Genomic DNA, 18641 nt, shown 5'->3' with positions numbered 1-18641 from the left:
ATGTAGCAGGATTCGGCTACCATGGCACAACGCCCAGTGGAGGAGCCCGGATTGACCAGGCCGACCGGATCGGGGAGCGCGCGCTCCCTCCTGCTCACCGTGCTCGGTGAGTACGTGCTGCCACGGGACGCCCCCGTCTGGACCTCCGCGCTGTTGCGGGTCCTTGACGGCCTCGGCGTCGAGGAGAAGGCGGCCCGCCAGGCACTGAACCGGCTGTCGGCGAGCGGTCTCGTCACCGCCGAGCGGTCCGGGCGGCGGGTGCGCTGGGCGCTGACCGAGCACGGCAGGACGCTGCTGAGCGAGGGCGCGGAGCGCATCTACTCCTTCGGGCGGGCGCGGTCGAGCTGGGACGGCCGCTGGCTGGTGCTGTTCGTCAGCGTCCCCGAGTCGAAGCGCGAACTGCGCCACCGGCTGCGCACCCGGCTGACCTGGGTGGGCCTCGGCAGCCCAGCGCCGGGCCTGTGGGTGGGCCCGCACACCGCACGCGAGGCGGAGGCCAAGCAGGTGGTGGAGGAGCTGGGTCTCGGCCCGGAAGTGTCCTCGTTCTGCGGGCCCTTCGCGGGGATCGGCTCCGAGCGGGACATGGTGGAACAGGCGTGGCGCCTCGGCGACCTGGCCACCGAGTACGCGGAGTTCGTCCACGCCTTCGCCGGGATGCGCGCCGAACCCGGCGCGGACACCCTCCTCGCCCAGGTCCGCCTCGTCGACGCATGGCGCCGCTTCCCGGCCCTCGACCCGCAACTGCCCCTGGAACTGCTGCCCCCGCACTGGATCGGCGTGCGCGCGGCCAACCTCTTCACCGAGCTGCACGAGCGCTGGCACGGGGCCGCACAGGAGGAGTGGGACCGGCTGACCGCCCCGCTCACCCCTCCGGCTTGAGCCGGTACACCTGCGCCGCGTTCCCCGCCAGGACGAGGCCCGCGGTCGTCTCGTCCGGGCACAGGGCCGCCACCGCGCGGGCGTTTCGCGCGATGCCCGGGACTCCCGGCCAGTCGGTGCCGAAGATCATTCGGCGGGTGAGGCGGGCCCAGTCGTGCTTGCCGTAGTACGTGCGCAGACGGGACGGCGGGAGGCCGGAGAGTTCGATCCACACCCGTTCGTTGGACAGCGCCATGAAGGCCGCCGCGTCGTACCACCAGCCGCGCCCGCCGTGCGCGAGCGCCACGTCCAGGCGCCGGAAGTCGCGCAGCACGTCGTCCAGGAACAGCGGGTCGGCGTACTTGTTGAGGGCGCCGGGGAACGTGCTCGTGCCGCAGTGCACGACGAGCGGGATGCCGGCCGACTGGCAGAGCTCGTACGCGGGGTAGAGGCGCCGGTCGTTCGCGGCGACACCCGCGTGTACGGGGTGCAGCTTGCACGCGACCGCGCCCAGGTCGAGCTGGCGCTGGAGTTCTTCCTCGATGGGGTAGTGCAGATGCGGGTTGATGTTGGCGATCGCCTTGGCCCTGGACGGGTCGTAGGACGTGATCGGCAGCAGGTCCTCGATCGGCTGGATGCCGGTCGTCCGCGGGCTGTACTCCGACAGCAGCAGCGCGATGTCGACGCCCTCGGAGACGAGATGGCGGTGGAACGCCTCGGGGGACACCGTGTCGCCGTCGTAGATCCGGGCGAGGAGATCGTGGTCGGCGACGCCCTGGGTCCACTCCTCGTACGTGGGTTTCAGCGTGGACAGGCGCGCCGGGTGCAGGTGGACGTCGATCAGTGGGTGGCCGTCCAGCATCAGGTCTCCTCGTGCTGTTCTCGGGATGCGGTCACGTCGTCGGCCGCGCGGGCCCGTAGCTCCACGCGGCGGATCTTGCCGGTGGCGGTCGTCGGCAGCGCCTCGGTGAACACCACGTGCCGGGGCCGCTTGAACGAGGGCAGCCCGGTGCGGCAGTACGCGATGAGTTCCCCGGCGGTGAGCCGCTGCCCCGGTGATGTCACGACATACGCGACCGGTTTCTCCAGGCCGTCCGTGTCCGTCGCCGCGACGACCGCGGCCTGGGCGACGGCGGGGTGTTCGAGCAGTCGTGCCTCGACCTCGGCGGGGGACACCCAGATGCCACCGGCCTTGAGCATGTCCCCGGTGCGGCCGAGACATGTGAAGTAGCCGTCCTCATCGCGTACGTAGGTGTCTCCCGTGCGCAGCCACTCACCCCGGAACACCTGGCGGGACTCGTCGTAGCGGGACCAGTAGCCGGTGGCGACGGAGCGGCCGCGCACGTGCAGGGTGCCCGGGGTGCCGGTCGGTGTCTCGCGGTCCGCCTCGTCGAGGACGCGCAGCTCGTAGCCGGGCACGGGGCGGCCCGTCGTGCCCGGGCGGATCGCTCCCGGCGCGTTCGACAGGAAGATGTGCAGGGTCTCGGTCATGCCGATGCCGTCGATGATGTCGACGCCGAAGCGCTCGCTCCAGCGGTGTTGCAGCGCGGCGGGCAGCGGCTCGCCCGCGGAGGCCGCGAGTCTGACACCGGCGAGCGCGTCGCCGGGCAGGGCGGCGTGCAGCATGTTGGCGAAGAAGGTCGGGCCGGCGAAGAACAGCGTCGCGCCGAACTCCTGGACCCGCGAGGCCAGCAACTCCGGGCGCGACGGCTCCGGTTCGAGCACGGTCGCCGCCCCCACCGCGAGCGGGAACAGCAGCGAGTTGCCGAGGCCGTACGCGAAGAACGCCTTGGCCGCCGACAGGCACCGGTCACCGGGCCGGATTCCCAGGACCCGGGTCGCGTACGTCTCACAGACCTCGGCGACGGCGCCGTGCCGGTGCATCGCGGCCTTCGGCGAACCGGTGGTGCCGGAGGTGTAGAGCCAGAAGCCGGGGGAGTCGGCGGCGGTGGCGTACACATCGGTGTCCGGGTCGGCCGCCGCCAACTCCCGCAGGGAGTGGACCGGCAGGCCGCCCGTGAAGGTGACACCCTCCCCGGCGAGCAGCCCCCGCAGCTCCGGAGCGTCCGGCACCGCCTTGTCGGCCACCGCCGCGTACGAGGAGCTGACGGCCAGGAACGCGGCCCGCGCGTCCCGCAGCAGCTCGGCGAGGTCGCCCGCGTGCAGCATCGTCGACACCGGCACCGGGATCGCACCGACCCGCAGCGCGGCGAGGAAGACGGTGACGAAGTCGGGGGAGTCGGCCATGAACAGCAGCACGCGCTGCTCGGGCCGCAGGCCGATCGCGCGCAGGCCGCACGCCGTACGGCACACCCGGTCGTGCAGTTCGGCGTAGCTGAACTCGCCCGCGGGGCCGGTCAGTGCGGGGCGGTCGCCGTCCCCGAGGTCGAGCCGGCGGTCGAGCAGATAGCGGCACGCGTTGAAGGGTTCGCTCATCGTCGGCTCCCCGGATCGTCGTCATCGTCGTCAGGCGAGGTGCACGTACTCGTAGTCGAACGGCTTGCCGTTGATGCCCTGGCGCGGCGGGGCGATCCAGGAGGCGATCCGGCCGGGCTCGTGCACGGGCCGCATCAGCGAGCGGATGTACGTCTTGTCGACCTCGGTCGGCAGCCAGGCACCCTTGGCGTCCTCCCACGCGTCGGCGGTGAGAACCGTGCCGTCGGGCGCCGTCTCGACCGCGGCGAAGGCGCCGACCTGCCGGTTGAACGCGATGTGCGGCAGATACAGCCGCCGGTCGACACCGGCCTCCTCCAGCAGGCGGTTCCAGCGGTTCAGGCCGCTGTGGCAGTCGCGGATGTACTCGCGGCGCAGATCGGTGTTGAGACCCACGAGCGCCGCGACCTCCCGCTGCCCGATCGCGCCCTCGACCAGCGCGTCGACCAGGAACGAGTCGTCGGTCAGGGTGTGGTCGTCCTTGCGGCGCTCCTCGCCCCAACGGCCCTTGAGGCCCGACGTGTAGTAGTTGGCGACGTTCGTCGACGTCTCCGAGCCGAACAGGTCGAGCGAGACCGAGTAGTGGAAGTTGATGTACTTCTGGATCACGTCCAGCGGGATGCCGCCGGAGGCCGTCACGTCGTCGGTGTCGTGCTCGCGCATCAGCTCGGCCGTGCGCAGCACCACCCGGTCGATGCCGGTGGTGCCGACGAACATGTGGTGTGCCTCTTCCTTCAGCATGAACTCACATGTGCGTGACAGCGGGTCGAAGGCCGACTCCTTGAGCGTGCCCAGCTGGTACTTGCCGTCGCGGTCGGTGAAGTACGTGAACATGAAGAAGGACAGCCAGTCGGGGGTCTCCTCGTTGAACGCGCCCAGGATGCGCGGCGAGTCTTCACTGCCGGAGTTGCGGTGCAGCAGCTGCTCGGCCTCCTCGCGCCCCTCCCGGCCGAAGTAGGCGTGCAGCAGATACACCATCGCCCACAGGTGCCGGCCCTCCTCCACGTTCACCTGGAACAGATTGCGCAGGTCGTAGAGGCTGGGCGCGGTGGCACCCAGGTTGCGCTGCTGCTCGACGCTGGCCGGTTCGGTGTCGCCCTGGATGACGATGAGGCGCTGCAGATCGGCCCGGTACTCGCCGGGCACCTGCTGCCAGGCGGGCTCACCACGGTGTGCGCCGAAGGCGATCCGGCGGTCGGGTTTCGGTTCGGCGAGGAACACACCCCAGCGGTAGTCGCGCATGGCTACGTGCCCGAACTGCGCCCAGCCGTCACGGCCGACGTCGACCGCCGTGCGCAGATACACGTCGTCGGTGGGGAGGGTGGGGCCCATGGAGTCCCACCAGGTGAGGAAGTTGGGCTGCCAGGACTCCAGGGCCCGCTGGAGCCTGCGGTCCTCGTGCAGATCCACGTTGTTGGGGATCTTGTCCGAGTAGTCGGCGGTGAGCGCCATCGTCACACCCGCTTCCGGTCGAATTCGGCGCGCTGCCCGGTGCCGTACCTGCGCAGAGCCCCTTCGGGGCCCGAGGCGTTGGGACGGTTGAAGATCCAGTTCTGCCAGGCGGTGAGGCGCCCGAAAATCTTGGTTTCCAGTGTCTCGGGACCCGCGAAACGCAGGTTCGCCTCAAGTCCCGTGAGGGCGTCCGGGCTGAACCCGGACCGCTCCTCCAGCGAGATCCGCACCTCCTCGTCCCAGTCGATGTCGTCGGGGGCGAAGGTGACCAGGCCGAGCCGCTCGGCCTCTTCGGCGTCGAGCGGCCGGCCCGCTGCCTCCTGCGCCGCGGCCAGCGCGGGAGCGTCGCCGAGGAACCGGGTCTCAAGGCGGCTCAGCCCGTTGCTCATGGGGAGCGGGCCGAGGTTCATCGGGCCGACGACGAGCGCGGCCGGTTCGGCGTCCGGGGCGATCTCCTCGAAGACACCGGCCAGTTGGAAGGAACGGTCGGCCGCGAGCACGGTCTCCAGGAGCGTCCCGGCGAAGCAACTGCCGGGCTCGATCAGGGCGATGAGGCTGCGGCTGCTCAGGTCGAGGCGCTTCAGCGTGCGCTTGAGATAGAGCGTGATCTCGCGGGCGAGCCAGTCCTCGCGGTGGGCGAGCAGCAGGGCGTCGTGGTCGAGGACGCGGGAGGCGTCGCCCCGGCTGCGTACGACCCAGGTGCCCAACTCGGGCTCGTTCGTCCGCAGATCGAGGATGAGGTCGTCGAGTTCGCGGGCCAGGGCGAGCGGCCAGCTCGCGTCGCCCTGCCGGTGCAGGGCGGCGAGGTCGGTCGGCGCGTCCTCTTGTGGGCCTTCGATGGTGATGTCCACGGTGCGGCAGGCGGGGTCGAGGGCCGCGTGCACGTACCGGTACGCGATCCGGTCCTTGGTGCGGGTCTTCTCCAGCGGTGTGAGGCGGATGCCCTGGGGTTCGCGCGCCGGGCGGTCGGAGCGGGCAGCGGCCTCGGCCGCGCGGGCGGCGACGGTGTGCTCCCAGTCCCTGCGCGGCACAACCTCGTCGACCAGACGCCACTGCGCGGCCCGTTCGCCGCTCACGCCCTCCGGCTTCGTCGCGAAGTAGTCGGCGCGGTCGCGTCGGACATGGCGCTTGTCGACGAGCCGGGTCAGACCGCCGGTGCCCGGCAGTACACCGAGCAGCGGCAGCTCGGGCAGTGACACCGCCGACGAACGGTCGTCGACGAGCAGGATCCGCTCGCAGGCGAGCGCCAGCTCGTAACCGCCGCCCGAGGCCGTGCCGTTGAGGGCGGCGAGGTAGGTCTGCCCGGAGTGCGCGGAGGCGTCCTCGATGGCGCCGCGGGTCTCGTTCGTGAACTTGCAGAAGTTCACCTTCCACGTGTGACTCGATCCGGCCAGCATCCGGATGTTCGCCCCGGCGCAGAACACCTTCTCCTTGCCGCTCGTCACCACGACCGCACGCACCTCGGGGTGCTCGAAGCGCAGCCGCTGCACGGCGTCGTACAGCTCGATGTCGACGCCGAGGTCGTAGGAGTTGAGCTTGAGTTCGTAGCCGGGCACGAGTCCGCCCTGCTCCGCCACGTCCATGGTGAGCGTGGCGACGGCCTCGTCGACCTTCAGCGACCAGTGGCGGTAGTGCGTCGGGGCGGTCCGGAACTCGACGCGCATGGCAGTCCCCTTGCCCTCGGATGACGTGTCATCGGATGACACAACACTCCACGTTCTCGTGCAGGAGCGTCAATATCCCGTAGTACGTTTCCTGGGACCTGGGCAGGGGCCGGGCAGGGCCTGGACGGCCGGCCGGAGGCAAAAGGTATGGTCGCGAGCATGACGGCCTACAAGACGGTGAACCCCGCGACCGGCGAGACCCTCGAGGAATTCCCCGAGGCGACCGCGAAGCAGATCGAGACGGCACTGGCCGACTCCCACGCGGCCTACCAGAGTTGGCGCAGCTCGCCCGTCGAGACCCGCTCCGCGGTGCTGCGTCGCGTCGGTGAGATCTACCAGGAGCGCAAGGACGAGCTGGCCCGGATCATCAGCCTGGAGATGGGCAAGCCGCTCGCCCAGTCCAAGGGCGAGATCGACATCGTCACCAGCATCTACGAGTACTACGCCACCCAGGGCCCCGGCTTCCTCGCCGACGAGGAGCTCTCGGTCAGCGGCGGCGGCACCGCCACCGTGCGCACCGCCCCGCTTGGCTCGCTGCTCGGGATCATGCCGTGGAACTTCCCGTACTACCAGGTGGCCCGGTTCGCCGCGCCGAACCTGATGCTCGGCAACACGATCCTGCTCAAGCACGCCCCCAGCTGTCCGCAGGCGGCCCTCGCGATGGAGCAGATCTTCGCGGACGCCGGCCTGCCGACCGGCGCGTACATCAACGTCTTCGCCACCAACGACCAGGTCGCCGACATCATCGCCGACCCGCGCAACCAGGGTGTCTCACTGACCGGCAGCGAGCGGGCCGGTTCGGCCGTCGCCGAGATCGCGGGCCGCAACCTGAAGAAGTGCGTCCTTGAGCTGGGCGGCTCCGACGCGTTCATCCTCCTGGACACCGAGGACGTCGCGAAGACGGCCCGCAAGGCGGCGGGCGGCCGGCTCGGCAACGCGGGGCAGGCCTGCAACTCGCCGAAGCGCTTCCTCGTCCAGGAGGGCCTCTACGAGGACTTCGTGCGCGAACTGACCGCGAACATCAGCGCGGTGCAGGCCGGCGACCCGCTGGAGCCCGGTACCAAGTTCGGCCCGCTGTCCTCGCGCGCGGCGGCCGACCAGCTGCTCGAGCAGATCAAGGACGCGGTCGACAAGGGCGCCACGCTGCACACCGGCGGCGCCCGCGGCGAGGGCCCGGGCGCGTACGTCCAGCCGACCGTGCTGACCGGCATCACGCCCGAGATGCGCGCCTACACCGAGGAGCTGTTCGGCCCCGTCGCCGTCGTCTACCCGGTGGCCGACGAGGACGCCGCCGTCGAGCTGGCCAACAGCTCGCCGTACGGGCTCGGCGGCGCCGTCTGGAGCGGCGACGTCGAGCGCGCCAAGCGGGTCGCCGACCAGCTCGACACCGGAATGGTGTGGATCAACGGCTTCGCGGGCACCCAGGCCGACCTGCCCTTCGGCGGCGTCAAGCGCTCGGGCATCGGCCGTGAGCTGGGCAAGTACGGCATGGCGGAATTCGCGAACAAGAAGCTGATCCGCGTCCAGGGTTGATCGCTCGGCCGCCTACGCCCGCCCCTGTGCGTCAGGGGCGGGCGTAGGGCCGGGTCATGATCTCCAGATTGTGGCCGTCCGGATCGTCGAAGTAGGCCCCGCGCCCACCGAACAGGTCGTTGACCCGGCCGCGCTCGGTGTGTGCGGGGTCGGCGTAGTACGTCACTCCGACCGTCTCCAGACGAGTGATCATGGCGTCGAACTCCTCGTCGGGCACAAGGAAGGCGTAGTGCTGCGCCTGGATCGGCTCGTCCCGCTTCTCGTAGTAGTCGAGCGTCACGCCGTTGCCGAGATCGACGGGCAGGAACGGCCCGAACGGGGCGCTCACCTTCAGGCCGAGGATCGCGGCGATGAACTCGGCGGACAGGTGCCGGTCACTCGCGTAGACGGCGGTGTGGTTCAGCTGGACATGCATCAGTGGTGTGTCTCCGGTCTCGGGATCCGCTGGAATGCGGCGCCGCGTACGGGCGCCGGGGGAAAAGACGCGGAGGGGAACGGCGGGCCTCTCGCCCGCCCCGGGCTCACGCCGGGGCCGGGAGCCTTACTCGTGCATGGCCCATGGCCGACCCGGTAGTCACGTCGGTGACCTTAATGACGGCGGCCGACAGGGGCAACGCTATTTCCGGCGGCGGATGAACAGCCACACCCGAGTGACCATGAGGCCGAGGATCACCACGGCCGCCGTGATCTGAAGCCAGCGCGGGACCGCGTCAAGGCGGGGCAGGAACAGGGCGAGCGGCGTCATGGGCACCACGCCTCCTCGTGTGCGACATATCGGCATCCAGGCCGCGAATGTACCTCGCGGCGGTGGCCGTCGGTCGCGGTCGTCGCCCTCGGCCCGGCGATCCGGAGTCAGATCACCTTGCGGCGCACCAGTGCGGCCAGCACCAGGGCGCCGGGCAGCAGCGGCACCCAGACCGTGAGCAGGCGGAAGCCCACGACCGCGGCGGTCGCCTCGACGACCGGTGACCCCGCGCCCACGAGCGCGAAGGCAAGGGCCGCCTCGACGGACCCGATCCCGCCCGGCGTCGGCACCACCCCGGCCACGACCGAGGCCGCCAGATACGCGAGGGCGATGTCCAGCGACGGCACCGGCACCTGAAGGGAGCGAGCCACCGCGACCATGACGGTGGCCTGCAACGCGGGAAAGCCGACCGCCCCGCACCACAGGGCCAGCGCGCGGGCGGGCCAGGCGTGCAGGGCCCGCACATCGGTCAGCGCGGTGGCCAGGAAGTCCCGGACGGCCCCGCGCAGCGGCCGCACCCACCACAGCGCCCCGGCCACGACGGCGACCACCGTGACGAGCAGGAGCACCGCCAGGCCACCCCGCTCGGCCGGCATCAGCCCGCCCAGCGGCAGCGCGTCGGGCGAGGCCGCCATCAGCGCGATCAGCAGGGCGTACCGGCCGATGGGCTGCGCCAGCGAGTACAGCGCGAGCGCGGCGCAGCCCCGGGTCGCCGATATCCCGCACGAGCGCATGAACCGCAGCGTCACCACGTGCGCGCCGAGCCCCGCCGGCAGCAGGTGATTCGCGGAACCCGCCGCGACCTGCGAGGCCAACAGCCGCCCCGGCGGCAGCGGTTCGAGCACCGCGCCCTGCCGCAGCAGACACACCGGCACCCAGCACGCGGCCGTGGCCACAGCGGCGGCCAGCAGCCAGCCGGGATCCGCGCCGTGCAACTGCGCGAGCGCCGAGGTGAACACGGGCCAGTTCCAGGCCACCCACCCGGCGACCAGGACGAGCGGAACGAGCGGAACGAGCGCAAACCATTTCCGTACGGGACGTCGGCGTCGCGGGGCAGGCCGCAGGACAGGGGGAGGGGGAATGGCCACGCTTGAGCCGTCCTTTCAGGGCGCGCACAGCGCAGGGCAGGGGAGGAGCAGTGCGGGGTCACTACGGTGATGCCCGTTTTGGTGACGTCGTAGTGTCGTGCGCCCGTCAATCTACGAAACGGTGCGGGCCTGCAATCTGCGAAACGGTGCGGGCCCGCAATCTGCAAACGGTGCGGGCCCGCCGCCGCGCGGTGGCCCGGCACGGCGCCAGGTAAGGTCTTCGCGGCGGTGTGCGCGATCACCGCGCGGTGGTGGGGCCCGCCGTCCTCCAACCGCGGCACAGTCGCCGCCAACGGTCCCTGCTTGCGACGACGCACACCCGTAACGTGTGCCCGGCGAGTAGGAGACGTACGTGGAAGAGGCCCGCCCCCCGATGCTGAACGAACCCGTCGATCCGGACGTCGACCTGCGTGTTCCCGTCCCGCGCAAGGCCGCGTGGCGGGGGCAGGGGCCCGTCGTCGCCGCGGTCTCGCTCGGCGGCGCGACCGGCGCGAGCGCCCGCTACGGGGCGGCCCTGCTGTGGCCCACCGCGACCGGCGCCTTCCCCTGGACGACGCTCATCGTCAACGCGATCGGCTGCGCGGTCATCGGCGTCTTCATGGTCGTCATCACGGACGTGTGGGCGGCCCACCGCCTCGTCCGGCCGTTCTTCGGCACCGGCGTCCTCGGCGGCTTCACGACCTTCTCCACGTACGCCGTGGACATCCAGCACCTCATCGACGAAGGCCATCCGCGCACCGCACTCGGCTACCTCGCCCTGACGGTGTGCGTGGCGCTCGCGTCGGTGTGGACCGCGGCGCGTCTGACCCGCCGCGTCATCGGCTGCGGGGCCATCCGCCACGTGGGGCGTGCGGCTAAGAACGGGGGCGAGAAGTGAACTGGCTGCTGGTGATCGTGGGCGCGATGGTCGGCGCCCCGCTGCGCTACCTCACCGACCGCGCCGTCCAGTCGAGGCACGACACGCTCTTCCCCTGGGGCACGTTCGCCGTCAATGTGACGGGCTCCCTGATCCTCGGCCTCGTCACAGGCGCCGTCGCGGCCGGCGGCGCTTCCTCCCAGGTGCAGTTGCTGCTCGGCACCGGACTGTGCGGGGCATTGACGACGTACTCCACGTTCTCGTACGAGACGCTGCGCCTGGCCGAGGGCGGTGCGCGCTTCTACGCGGCCGTCAACGTCATCGGCACCGTCGTGGCCGGACTCGGCGCCGCCTTCACGGGCGCGGCGCTCGCGGCCACCATCTGGACATGAGGAGGCGGGGCGGCTTACGCCTCTCCGTACGCCTTCTTTAGGAGGCGCGCCGGACGTCCTCAGGCCGCGACGGCCAGCCGCTCCACCGGGTACGACCGGTGCGGGGCCACGACGTCCCCGTCGGGCCGCAGCTCACCGGTGTCGTCGAAGACGATCGTGCCGTCGCAGCACAGGCTCCAGCCCTGCTCGGGATGGGCGGCGACGACGTGCTCGCGGTTCGGGCACGTGGGGCGGTGGAAACACATGGCGAACCTCCGGGTCGGCCGGAGGGCGGTCCTGGAGGGCTGCCCCCATGTGTCGACGATGCGCCCGTCGCGCCCCGTGAACCAGGTCCCGGCGCCGAATGTGACAGCTCCCGGACAGTCCCGGAACCGTTCCACGACCGCCGCCCGCCCCCGCCCGCGTAAGAGACGCGTCAAGGGCGCACAGAGCGGCGTATGGGAGCCGTCAACGAGCATCGAAAGCTGCCCTGACCGGGGGTTTCCTCTCAGTGTCAGTTCCGAATCACGACCTTCACCCAGGGAGCTCACGATGGCCGACCTGGCCTTCGTCGTCACCACGATCGCGGTGTTCGCGCTGGTGGCACTCGTCGCCAAGGGGGTGACCAAGCTGTGACCGCCGAAAACATCGTCGGCCTCGTCGTGGCCGTCGCCCTCCTGGGCTATCTCGTCCTCGCCCTCATCTACCCGGAGAGGTTCTGACCGTGATATCGGCTGCTGCCGCAGCGGGAGACATGAGCCCCGAACTCGCCGGAGTGCTCCAGCTGCTCGCGCTCATAGCGGCGCTCGCACTGGCGTACCGCCCGCTCGGCGATTACATGGCCCGGGTCTACTCCTCCGGGAAGCACCTCCGGGTCGAGAAGTGGATCTACAAGGGCATCGGCGCCAACCCGGACGCCGGGATGCGCTGGACCGCCTATCTGCGCGGCGTCCTCGCCTTCTCCGCCATGAGCGTCCTGTTCCTGTACCTGCTGCAGCGGATCCAGGGCAGCCTGCCGGGCTCGCTCGGCTTCGCCTCGATCGACCCGGACCAGGCGTTCAACACGGCGGCGTCCTTCGTCGCCAACACCAACTGGCAGTCGTACTACGGCGAGCAGGCCATGGGCCACGTCGTACAGACCGCCGGGCTCGCCGTGCAGAACTTCGTCTCGGCGGCCGTGGGCATCGCCGTGGCGGTCGCCCTCGTACGCGGCTTCGCTCGATCCCGCACCGGTGAACTGGGCAACTTCTGGTCCGACCTGGTGCGCGGTGTCGTCCGGATCCTCATCCCGATCTCCATCGTCGGCGCGATCGTCCTGGTCGCTTGTGGTGCCATCCAGAACTTCTCCGGCATCCACTCGGTCGGCCAGTTCATGGGCGGCAACCAGGAGTGGAACGGCGGCGCCGTCGCCTCCCAGGAGGTCATCAAGGAGCTGGGCACCAACGGTGGCGGCTACTTCAACGCCAACTCGGCCCACCCCTTCGAGAACCCCACCGCGTTCTCGAACCTCTTCGAGGTCTTCCTGATCCTCGTCATCCCGTTCGCACTGACCCGCACCTTCGGCACCATGGTCGGCTCGGTCAAGCAGGGGTACGCGATCCTCGCCACGATGGTGACCATCTGGGTCGGCTTCACCGCCCTGATGATGTGGACCGAGTTCGCCCACCACGGCCCGGCCTTCCAGGCCGCGGGCGGCGCGATGGAGGGCAAGGAGAGCCGCTTCGGCATCGGCGGGTCGGCGATCTTCTCGGTCGCCACGACGCTCACCTCGACCGGCGCCGTGAACTCCTTCCACTCCTCCAACACCGGTCTCGGCGGCGGCCTCAACCTGCTCGGCATGCAGCTCGGCGAGATCGCGCCCGGAGGCACCGGATCCGGCCTCTACGGCATGCTGATCATGGCGATCATCGCGGTGTTCATCGCCGGCCTGATGGTGGGCCGCACACCCGAGTACCTCGGCAAGAAGATCGGCACCCGCGAGATCAAGTTCGCGGCCTGCTACATCCTCATCACGCCGGCCCTCGTACTCGTCTTCACCTCGGTGTCGATGGCGCTGCCGACCCCGCCGAACTCGATGCTCAACTCCGGCGCGCACGGCTTCTCCGAGATCCTGTACGCGTACACGTCCGGCGCCAACAACAACGGCTCCGCCTTCGCGGGCCTGTCCGCCGACACCCAGTGGTTCAACACCACGATCGGCCTCGCGATGCTGCTCGGCCGCTTCCTGCCGATGGTGTTCGTGCTCGCGCTCGCCGGCTCGCTGGCCGAGCAGACACCGAGCCCGGCCACGGCGGGGACCCTGCGCACCAACAAGCCGCTCTTCACCGGCCTGTTGGTCGGCACCCTCCTGATCATCACCGGCCTGACGTACTTCCCGGCGCTCGCGCTCGGCCCGCTCGCGGAAGGCCTGGCGTCATGACCGTACGTACCGAACGTTCCGAGAATTCCGGACGTTCCGAGAATTTTGAGGGCACGATGTCCACTGCCACACCCACCAGGGCGCCCCACCAGGATGTGCCCACAGGGCACAAGCCCGGCGGCGGCAAGGTCGGCGGGGGCCTGTTCGACCCCAAGCAGCTGCTGAGGTCGCTGCCCGACGCCTGCCGCAAGCTCGACCCGCGCATCATGGTCAAGTCGCCCGTGATGTTCGTGGTCCTGATCGGGTCCGTGCTGACGACGGTGTTCTCCTGCCTGCACCCGTCCGACTGGTTCGGCTGGACCATCAGCGCCTGGCTGTGGCTGACGGTGATCTTCGCGAACCTGGCGGAGGCCGTCGCCGAGGGCCGCGGCAAGGCGCAGGCGGATACGCTGCGCAAGGCCAAGACCGACACCGTGGCGCGGCGCCTGACGGGGGGCCGCGAGGAGCAGGTCGCAGGGACGCAGCTGACCATCGGTGACCTCGTCGTCTGCGAGGCCGGTGACATCATCCCCGGCGACGGTGACGTGGTCGACGGCGTGGCCTCCGTCGACGAGTCGGCCATCACCGGCGAGTCCGCCCCGGTCATCCGCGAGTCCGGCGGCGACCGGTGCGCGGTCACCGGCGGTACGAAGGTCCTCTCCGACCGCATCGTCGTCAAGATCACGACGAAGCCCGGCGAGACGTTCATCGACCGCATGATCAACCTGGTCGAGGGGGCCGCCCGGCAGAAGACACCCAACGAGATCGCGCTCAACATCCTGCTGGCCTCGCTGACCATCGTCTTCCTGCTCGCGGTCGCCACGCTGCCGCCGTTCGCCGACTACGCGGGCAAGCACCTCACCATGGTCGTGCTCGTCGCCCTGTTGGTGTGTCTGATCCCGACCACCATCGGCGCGCTGCTCTCCGCGATCGGCATCGCGGGCATGGACCGGCTCGTGCAGCGCAACGTACTGGCCATGTCCGGCAGGGCCGTCGAGGCGGCGGGCGACGTGTCCACGCTGCTGCTCGACAAGACCGGCACCATCACCCTCGGCAACCGCCAGGCCGCCGAGTTCGTGCCCGTACGAGGCACCACCGAGGCCGAACTCGCCGACGCCGCGCAGCTCTCGTCGCTGTCCGACGAGACACCAGAGGGCCGCTCCGTGGTGGTCCTCGCCAAGGAGAAGTACGGGCTGCGCGAGCGGCACCAGGGCGAGCTGACGGGCGCCGAGTGGATCGAGTTCACCGCCCAGACACGCATGTCGGGTGTCGACGTGGACGGGCGCAAGATCCGCAAGGGTGCGACGAATTCGGTCATCGCCTGGGTCAAGGAACGTGGCGGCGAGGTCTCCGAGGATGCCCAGGTACTCAACGACCGCATTTCACAGGCTGGTGGCACGCCGCTGCTTGTAGCTCTGGAGGACGCTGAGCGCGCCCGCGTCCTCGGTGTCATCCACCTCAAGGACGTCGTCAAGGACGGCATGCGCGAGCGGTTCGTCGAGCTGCGCCGCATGGGCATCAAGACCGTGATGATCACGGGTGACAACCCGCTGACCGCCAAGGCGATCGCCGAGGAGGCGGGCGTCGACGACTTCCTCGCGGAGGCCACCCCTGAGGACAAGATGGCCCTCATCAAGCGGGAGCAGGCGGGCGGCAAGCTCGTCGCGATGACCGGTGACGGCACCAACGACGCGCCCGCCCTCGCGCAGGCCGACGTGGGTGTCGCGATGAACACCGGTACGTCGGCAGCGAAGGAGGCCGGCAACATGGTCGACCTCGACTCGAACCCGACCAAGCTCATCGAGATCGTCGAGATCGGCAAGCAACTGCTCATCACCCGGGGCGCGTTGACGACCTTCTCGATCGCCAACGACGTCGCGAAGTACTTCGCGATCATCCCGGCGCTCTTCGCTGCGGTCTACCCCGGCCTGGACAAGCTCAACATCATGCACCTGTCCAGCCCCGACTCGGCGATCCTCTCCGCGGTCATCTTCAACGCGATCATCATCATCGCGCTGGTCCCGCTCGCCCTGAAGGGCGTCCAGTACCGGCCGGTCAGCGCGGACAAGCTGCTCCGCCGCAACCTCGGGATCTACGGGCTCGGCGGGCTCGTCGCGCCCTTCATCGGCATCAAGATCATCGACCTGCTCATCTCTCTCATCCCCGGAATCGGCTGAGGTAACTGTCGTGAACAACTCGGTAGCAAACACGGGCCGGTTGCTGTGGGCGGGCCTGCGCGCCCTGATCGTCCTGACCGTCGTGTGCGGCGTGATCTACCCGCTCGCCGTCACCGGCATCGCCCAGGCCGCCTTCCACGACAAGGCCAACGGCTCGGAGGTCAGCGCCGACGGCAAGGTCGTCGGCTCCTCCCTCATCGGTCAGAGGTACCTCACCAAGGACGGCAAGCCGGACCTGACGTGGTTCCAGCCGCGGCCCTCGAACGGCCTGGGCGAGAACAGTGTGAACACTCAGTACAAGCTGATCCTCTCCGGAGCCACCAACCTCTCCGGTGACAACAAGGAGCTGGTGAAGCAGGTCGAGTCCGCCAAGGCCGCCGTCGTCAAGGACAACTCCACGGCGACGTACAAGGTGAAGGCGTCGGACATCCCGGCCGACGCCGTCACCTCCTCGGGGTCGGGTCTCGACCCGGCGATATCGCCCGAGTACGCCGACCTTCAGGTGCACCGGATCGCGGAGCGGAACCACCTCTCCGTCGAGCGGGTCCAGAAGCTGGTCGACGCGCACAAGGACGGTCGGGACCTCGGATTCATGGGGGAGCCGCGGGTCAACGTCCTCGAACTCAACATCGCGCTACGGCAGTTGACCCGCTGAGTAGTGACCGTGACACCCCCGTCCTCACAGCTGGCCGGGGATCACGAGGATGACCCAGGTCGCGAGCGGGGCGATCAGGGTCATGCTCAGACCCCATGTCATCAGCCGTCGGAAGACGGTGTCCCGCATCTCCTCCGGCGCGCTGGCCACGGTCAGTGCACCGCTGGTGGAGAACGGTGAGGAGTCCACCACGGAGGACGAGATCGCCAGAGCGCTGATCATGCCGATCGCGCCGATCTCACCCCCGGCGAGGAACGGGACGGCCAGCGGGATGAGGGCGCCGAGAATGCCGGTCGTGGAGGCGAACGCGGACACTACGCCGCCGATCACGCAGATGAGCAGCGCCGACACCAGGGGCGTGCCGAGGTCGCTGACGCTCTCGCCGGCCCACTTGATGGTGCCCATCTTGTCCATCAGGCTGACGTACATCACGATGCCGCAGACCAGCAGGACCGTGGGCCATGCGCAGCGCTCGACCGCTCCCTTCGCGGAGGCGGGGGAGACGAGGCACAGGACCGCTGAGACCACGAAGGCCATCAGGCCCACGTCGAGGTCGAAGGCGAGCGAGCCGACGGCCAGGCTGATGACCCCGAGCACGGTGAGTGCGCGGACGGGGTCGAGGCGGTAGATCTCTTCCTCGGTCCCGGTGGCCGGTCGGTCGGGTGTCGTGGTCCGAACTCCCGTGGGAGCGGGGGCTGTTGCGGTACCGGTGCCGTCACCTCCGCGGGCCGGCGGTGCCCCGCCGTCCGGGGAGGGGGTGGGGGCGGGCACCGCCGCCAGGCCGCCTTCGGCCGGTTTCCCGGTGAGGGGCTCCTTCTCGGTGAGGGGCTCCGCCCGCCTGCCCAGCAGCTTGCGGCCGCCGAACAGGAAGAAGACGATCACGCTCAGGGCGAGATTGAAGAGGAACGAGGTCAGGAAGAGCATGCCCTCGCTGCCGGGCAGGTCCTCCCGCTGCACCACGCCGTTGGTGATGGTGCCGAAGATGCTGATCGGCGAGAAGCCGCCGGCGCTGGCACCGTTGATGATGAGCAGGCCCATCAGGATCGGGTTGATCTTGTGACGCACGGCGAAGCCCATGCCGATGGGTGCCATGATGCCCACCGCGCCGGGGACGACCGCGCCGGAGGCCGTCAGTGCCCCCGTGATCAGGAACATCACCCACGGGATGAGGGCGATTCTGCCGCGCACGGCACGGGTCGAGGCCTGGACGAGCCAGTCCACGGTGCCGTTGTTCTTGGCGATCGCGAACAACAGGGTGACGCCGACGAGCACCACGAACAGATCGCCGGGAAAGCCGGCGAACAGTTCATCGGCCGACTCACCGGCGACTGCCGTGCCGACGACGAACGCGGCGACGATGGCGATGACGCCCATGTGCACCTTGGAGAAGGTTGCGATGACGAACACGAGCACAAGGCCGATGATGGAGATGACTTGATCTGACACGAGGCTTCCTCGCCTTCGGTCGGTGGTCACCACACATTCAGGACGTTCCGGAATCCGGAATCTGGGTTTCGGGCTGGGGCGAGAGTATGGACAGCGCCTGATGGCTCGTCAAGACACCCCGCACATCAGGAGATTCAGGTTGCACATCAGGAGATTCGGGCGCTGATGGTCCGCGCCGCCTCCTGCACCAGGTCACCGAAGGTGGCGGCGGTGTCCTCGGTCATCCGGCTCGTCGGCACATTGACGCTCACGCTGGCCACCGGCAGGCCCCCCGCGCCGAGCACGGCCGCGGCCACCGCGGAGACATCCGCGCGCCACTCGCCCGAGTTCGTCGCGTAGCCGCGCGCCCTGATCTCCCGGACCTCCGCGAGGAGTTGCTCCCGGTCGGTGACGGTGGTGCCGGTGTAGCGCGGCAGCCCCTCGTCGAGGTAGCGCTCGACCGCGTCGTCGGGGTCGGCGGCGAGCACCGCCTTGCCGTTGGCCGAGGCGTGCATCGGCAGATCCTGGCCGAGCGGAAGGATGATGCGCACGGCCTTGCTCGTCTGCAGCCGCTCGACCAGCAGCACCCTTCCGCCCTCGCGGACCGCCAAATGGACGGTCTCGTCGGTCCGTTGGCGCAGTTCCTCCATCACGGGCAGCGCCGCGTCGCGCAGCCCCAGCTCGTCCGTGGCGTGCCGCCCGACGTGCAGTGCCTTCGTGGTCACCACCCAGCGGGTCGGGGTTCCTCCGGCGGGGCGGATCCAGCCCGTGGTGTGCAGTGTGACGAGCGAGCGCTGGACGGAGCTCTTCGGCAGGTCGAGGGCCCTGGCCAGGTCGGCGACGCCGACGGGCTGCAGAGCCGCCACTTCCTCCAGCGCCCGCAGGGTGTTGGCCACGTTCTGCATCATCGCGAGTCCTCACGCATCCGTTGATCCCAGCCGGCGACCCGTACGCGTGACCCCGCTCAGCGGCCCGTACGCGTGATC

The 18641-nt window shown here is 69.9% G+C and carries 18 protein-coding genes; 8 read left to right on the top strand and 10 right to left on the bottom strand.

The window, feature by feature from the left end:
* The first annotated feature begins 21 nt into the window (after positions 1–21).
* A complete protein-coding gene (locus ACIRHA_RS17395; RefSeq protein ID WP_403845997.1) occupies positions 22–879 on the top strand; it encodes a PaaX family transcriptional regulator C-terminal domain-containing protein in 858 nt (285 codons plus the stop codon).
* Here the strand turns inward: ACIRHA_RS17395 and ACIRHA_RS17390 are convergent.
* The 4 genes from ACIRHA_RS17390 to boxC are packed head-to-tail and all read right to left on the bottom strand — an operon-like array spanning position 863 to position 6407.
* Entirely contained in the window at positions 863–1720 is an 858-nt protein-coding gene (locus ACIRHA_RS17390; RefSeq protein WP_403845994.1) for an amidohydrolase family protein, read from the bottom strand. The two genes, ACIRHA_RS17395 and ACIRHA_RS17390, sit on opposite strands and share 17 nt — an antisense overlap.
* Positions 1720–3294, bottom strand: a complete 1575-nt coding sequence (locus tag ACIRHA_RS17385; protein WP_403845992.1) for a benzoate-CoA ligase family protein — start codon at positions 3292–3294, stop codon at positions 1720–1722. The genes ACIRHA_RS17390 and ACIRHA_RS17385 overlap by 1 nt, the downstream gene beginning before the upstream one ends.
* A 30-nt stretch (positions 3295–3324) precedes the next feature.
* Positions 3325–4743, bottom strand: a complete 1419-nt coding sequence (gene boxB / locus ACIRHA_RS17380) for a benzoyl-CoA 2,3-epoxidase subunit BoxB (RefSeq protein WP_403845989.1) — start codon at positions 4741–4743, stop codon at positions 3325–3327.
* A gap of 2 nt (positions 4744–4745) precedes the next feature.
* Positions 4746–6407, bottom strand: a complete 1662-nt coding sequence (boxC, locus tag ACIRHA_RS17375; protein ID WP_403845987.1) for a 2,3-epoxybenzoyl-CoA dihydrolase — start codon at positions 6405–6407, stop codon at positions 4746–4748.
* 159 nt (positions 6408–6566) lie between these two features.
* Here boxC and ACIRHA_RS17370 point away from each other — a divergent pair, with 159 nt between their 5' ends.
* Positions 6567–7940, top strand: coding sequence for an NAD-dependent succinate-semialdehyde dehydrogenase (locus ACIRHA_RS17370; protein ID WP_403845985.1), 1374 nt, complete (start codon positions 6567–6569; stop codon positions 7938–7940).
* A gap of 31 nt (positions 7941–7971) precedes the next feature.
* Here ACIRHA_RS17370 and ACIRHA_RS17365 read toward each other — a convergent pair whose 3' ends face one another.
* The 3 genes from ACIRHA_RS17365 to ACIRHA_RS17355 all read right to left on the bottom strand — a co-directional run bounded on the left by ACIRHA_RS17365 (position 7972) and on the right by ACIRHA_RS17355 (position 9773).
* A complete protein-coding gene (locus tag ACIRHA_RS17365) occupies positions 7972–8355 on the bottom strand; it encodes a VOC family protein (protein WP_403845982.1) in 384 nt (127 codons plus the stop codon).
* Positions 8356–8556: 201 nt separating this feature from the next.
* Positions 8557–8685 (bottom strand): hypothetical protein, encoded by a 129-nt coding sequence (locus ACIRHA_RS17360; protein ID WP_403845979.1) that lies wholly within the window; start codon positions 8683–8685, stop codon positions 8557–8559.
* Positions 8686–8792: 107 nt separating this feature from the next.
* The gene (locus ACIRHA_RS17355; RefSeq protein ID WP_403845977.1) at positions 8793–9773 is read right to left on the bottom strand and encodes a YbhN family protein; all 981 of its coding nucleotides are present in this window, start codon (positions 9771–9773) and stop codon (positions 8793–8795) included.
* A gap of 373 nt (positions 9774–10146) precedes the next feature.
* Between ACIRHA_RS17355 and crcB (ACIRHA_RS17350) the strand changes: the two genes are divergently transcribed.
* Positions 10147–10650 carry a fluoride efflux transporter CrcB gene (gene crcB, locus ACIRHA_RS17350; RefSeq protein WP_403846519.1) on the top strand — a complete coding sequence of 168 codons (504 nt, stop codon included), beginning with the start codon at positions 10147–10149 and terminating at the stop codon, positions 10648–10650.
* Positions 10647–11021, top strand: coding sequence for a fluoride efflux transporter CrcB (gene crcB / locus ACIRHA_RS17345; RefSeq protein WP_403845974.1), 375 nt, complete (start codon positions 10647–10649; stop codon positions 11019–11021). Before crcB (ACIRHA_RS17350) ends, crcB (ACIRHA_RS17345) begins: the two co-directional genes overlap by 4 nt.
* 59 nt (positions 11022–11080) lie before the next feature.
* On the opposite strand, the gene ACIRHA_RS17340 is transcribed toward crcB (ACIRHA_RS17345), so the two are convergent.
* On the bottom strand, positions 11081–11266 hold the full coding sequence (locus ACIRHA_RS17340; protein WP_403845971.1) for a DUF5999 family protein: 186 nt from the start codon (positions 11264–11266) through the stop codon (positions 11081–11083).
* Between the two features lie 366 nt (positions 11267–11632).
* On the opposite strand from ACIRHA_RS17340, the gene kdpF reads away from it, so the two are divergent.
* The 4 genes from kdpF to ACIRHA_RS17320 are packed head-to-tail and all read left to right on the top strand — an operon-like array spanning position 11633 to position 16230.
* Positions 11633–11722 carry a K(+)-transporting ATPase subunit F gene (kdpF, locus tag ACIRHA_RS17335; RefSeq protein ID WP_018533641.1) on the top strand — a complete coding sequence of 30 codons (90 nt, stop codon included), beginning with the start codon at positions 11633–11635 and terminating at the stop codon, positions 11720–11722.
* A gap of 32 nt (positions 11723–11754) precedes the next feature.
* Entirely contained in the window at positions 11755–13419 is a 1665-nt protein-coding gene (gene kdpA, locus ACIRHA_RS17330; protein ID WP_403845968.1) for a potassium-transporting ATPase subunit KdpA, read from the top strand.
* A gap of 56 nt (positions 13420–13475) precedes the next feature.
* A complete protein-coding gene (kdpB, locus tag ACIRHA_RS17325) occupies positions 13476–15575 on the top strand; it encodes a potassium-transporting ATPase subunit KdpB (protein ID WP_403845965.1) in 2100 nt (699 codons plus the stop codon).
* Between the two features lie 10 nt (positions 15576–15585).
* Positions 15586–16230, top strand: a complete 645-nt coding sequence (locus ACIRHA_RS17320; protein WP_403845963.1) for a potassium-transporting ATPase subunit C — start codon at positions 15586–15588, stop codon at positions 16228–16230.
* Positions 16231–16254: 24 nt separating this feature from the next.
* Here ACIRHA_RS17320 and ACIRHA_RS17315 read toward each other — a convergent pair whose 3' ends face one another.
* Positions 16255–17676, bottom strand: coding sequence for an SLC13 family permease (locus tag ACIRHA_RS17315; protein ID WP_403845961.1), 1422 nt, complete (start codon positions 17674–17676; stop codon positions 16255–16257).
* Positions 17677–17822: 146 nt separating this feature from the next.
* Positions 17823–18563 carry an IclR family transcriptional regulator gene (locus ACIRHA_RS17310; RefSeq protein WP_403845959.1) on the bottom strand — a complete coding sequence of 247 codons (741 nt, stop codon included), beginning with the start codon at positions 18561–18563 and terminating at the stop codon, positions 17823–17825.
* Between the last annotated feature and the right edge of the window lie 78 nt (positions 18564–18641).

This window comes from Streptomyces sp. NPDC102360 (genome assembly GCF_044766085.1).
GTDB lineage: Bacteria > Actinomycetota > Actinomycetes > Streptomycetales > Streptomycetaceae > Streptomyces.
This window is presented reverse-complemented; position numbering and strand designations above follow the sequence as displayed.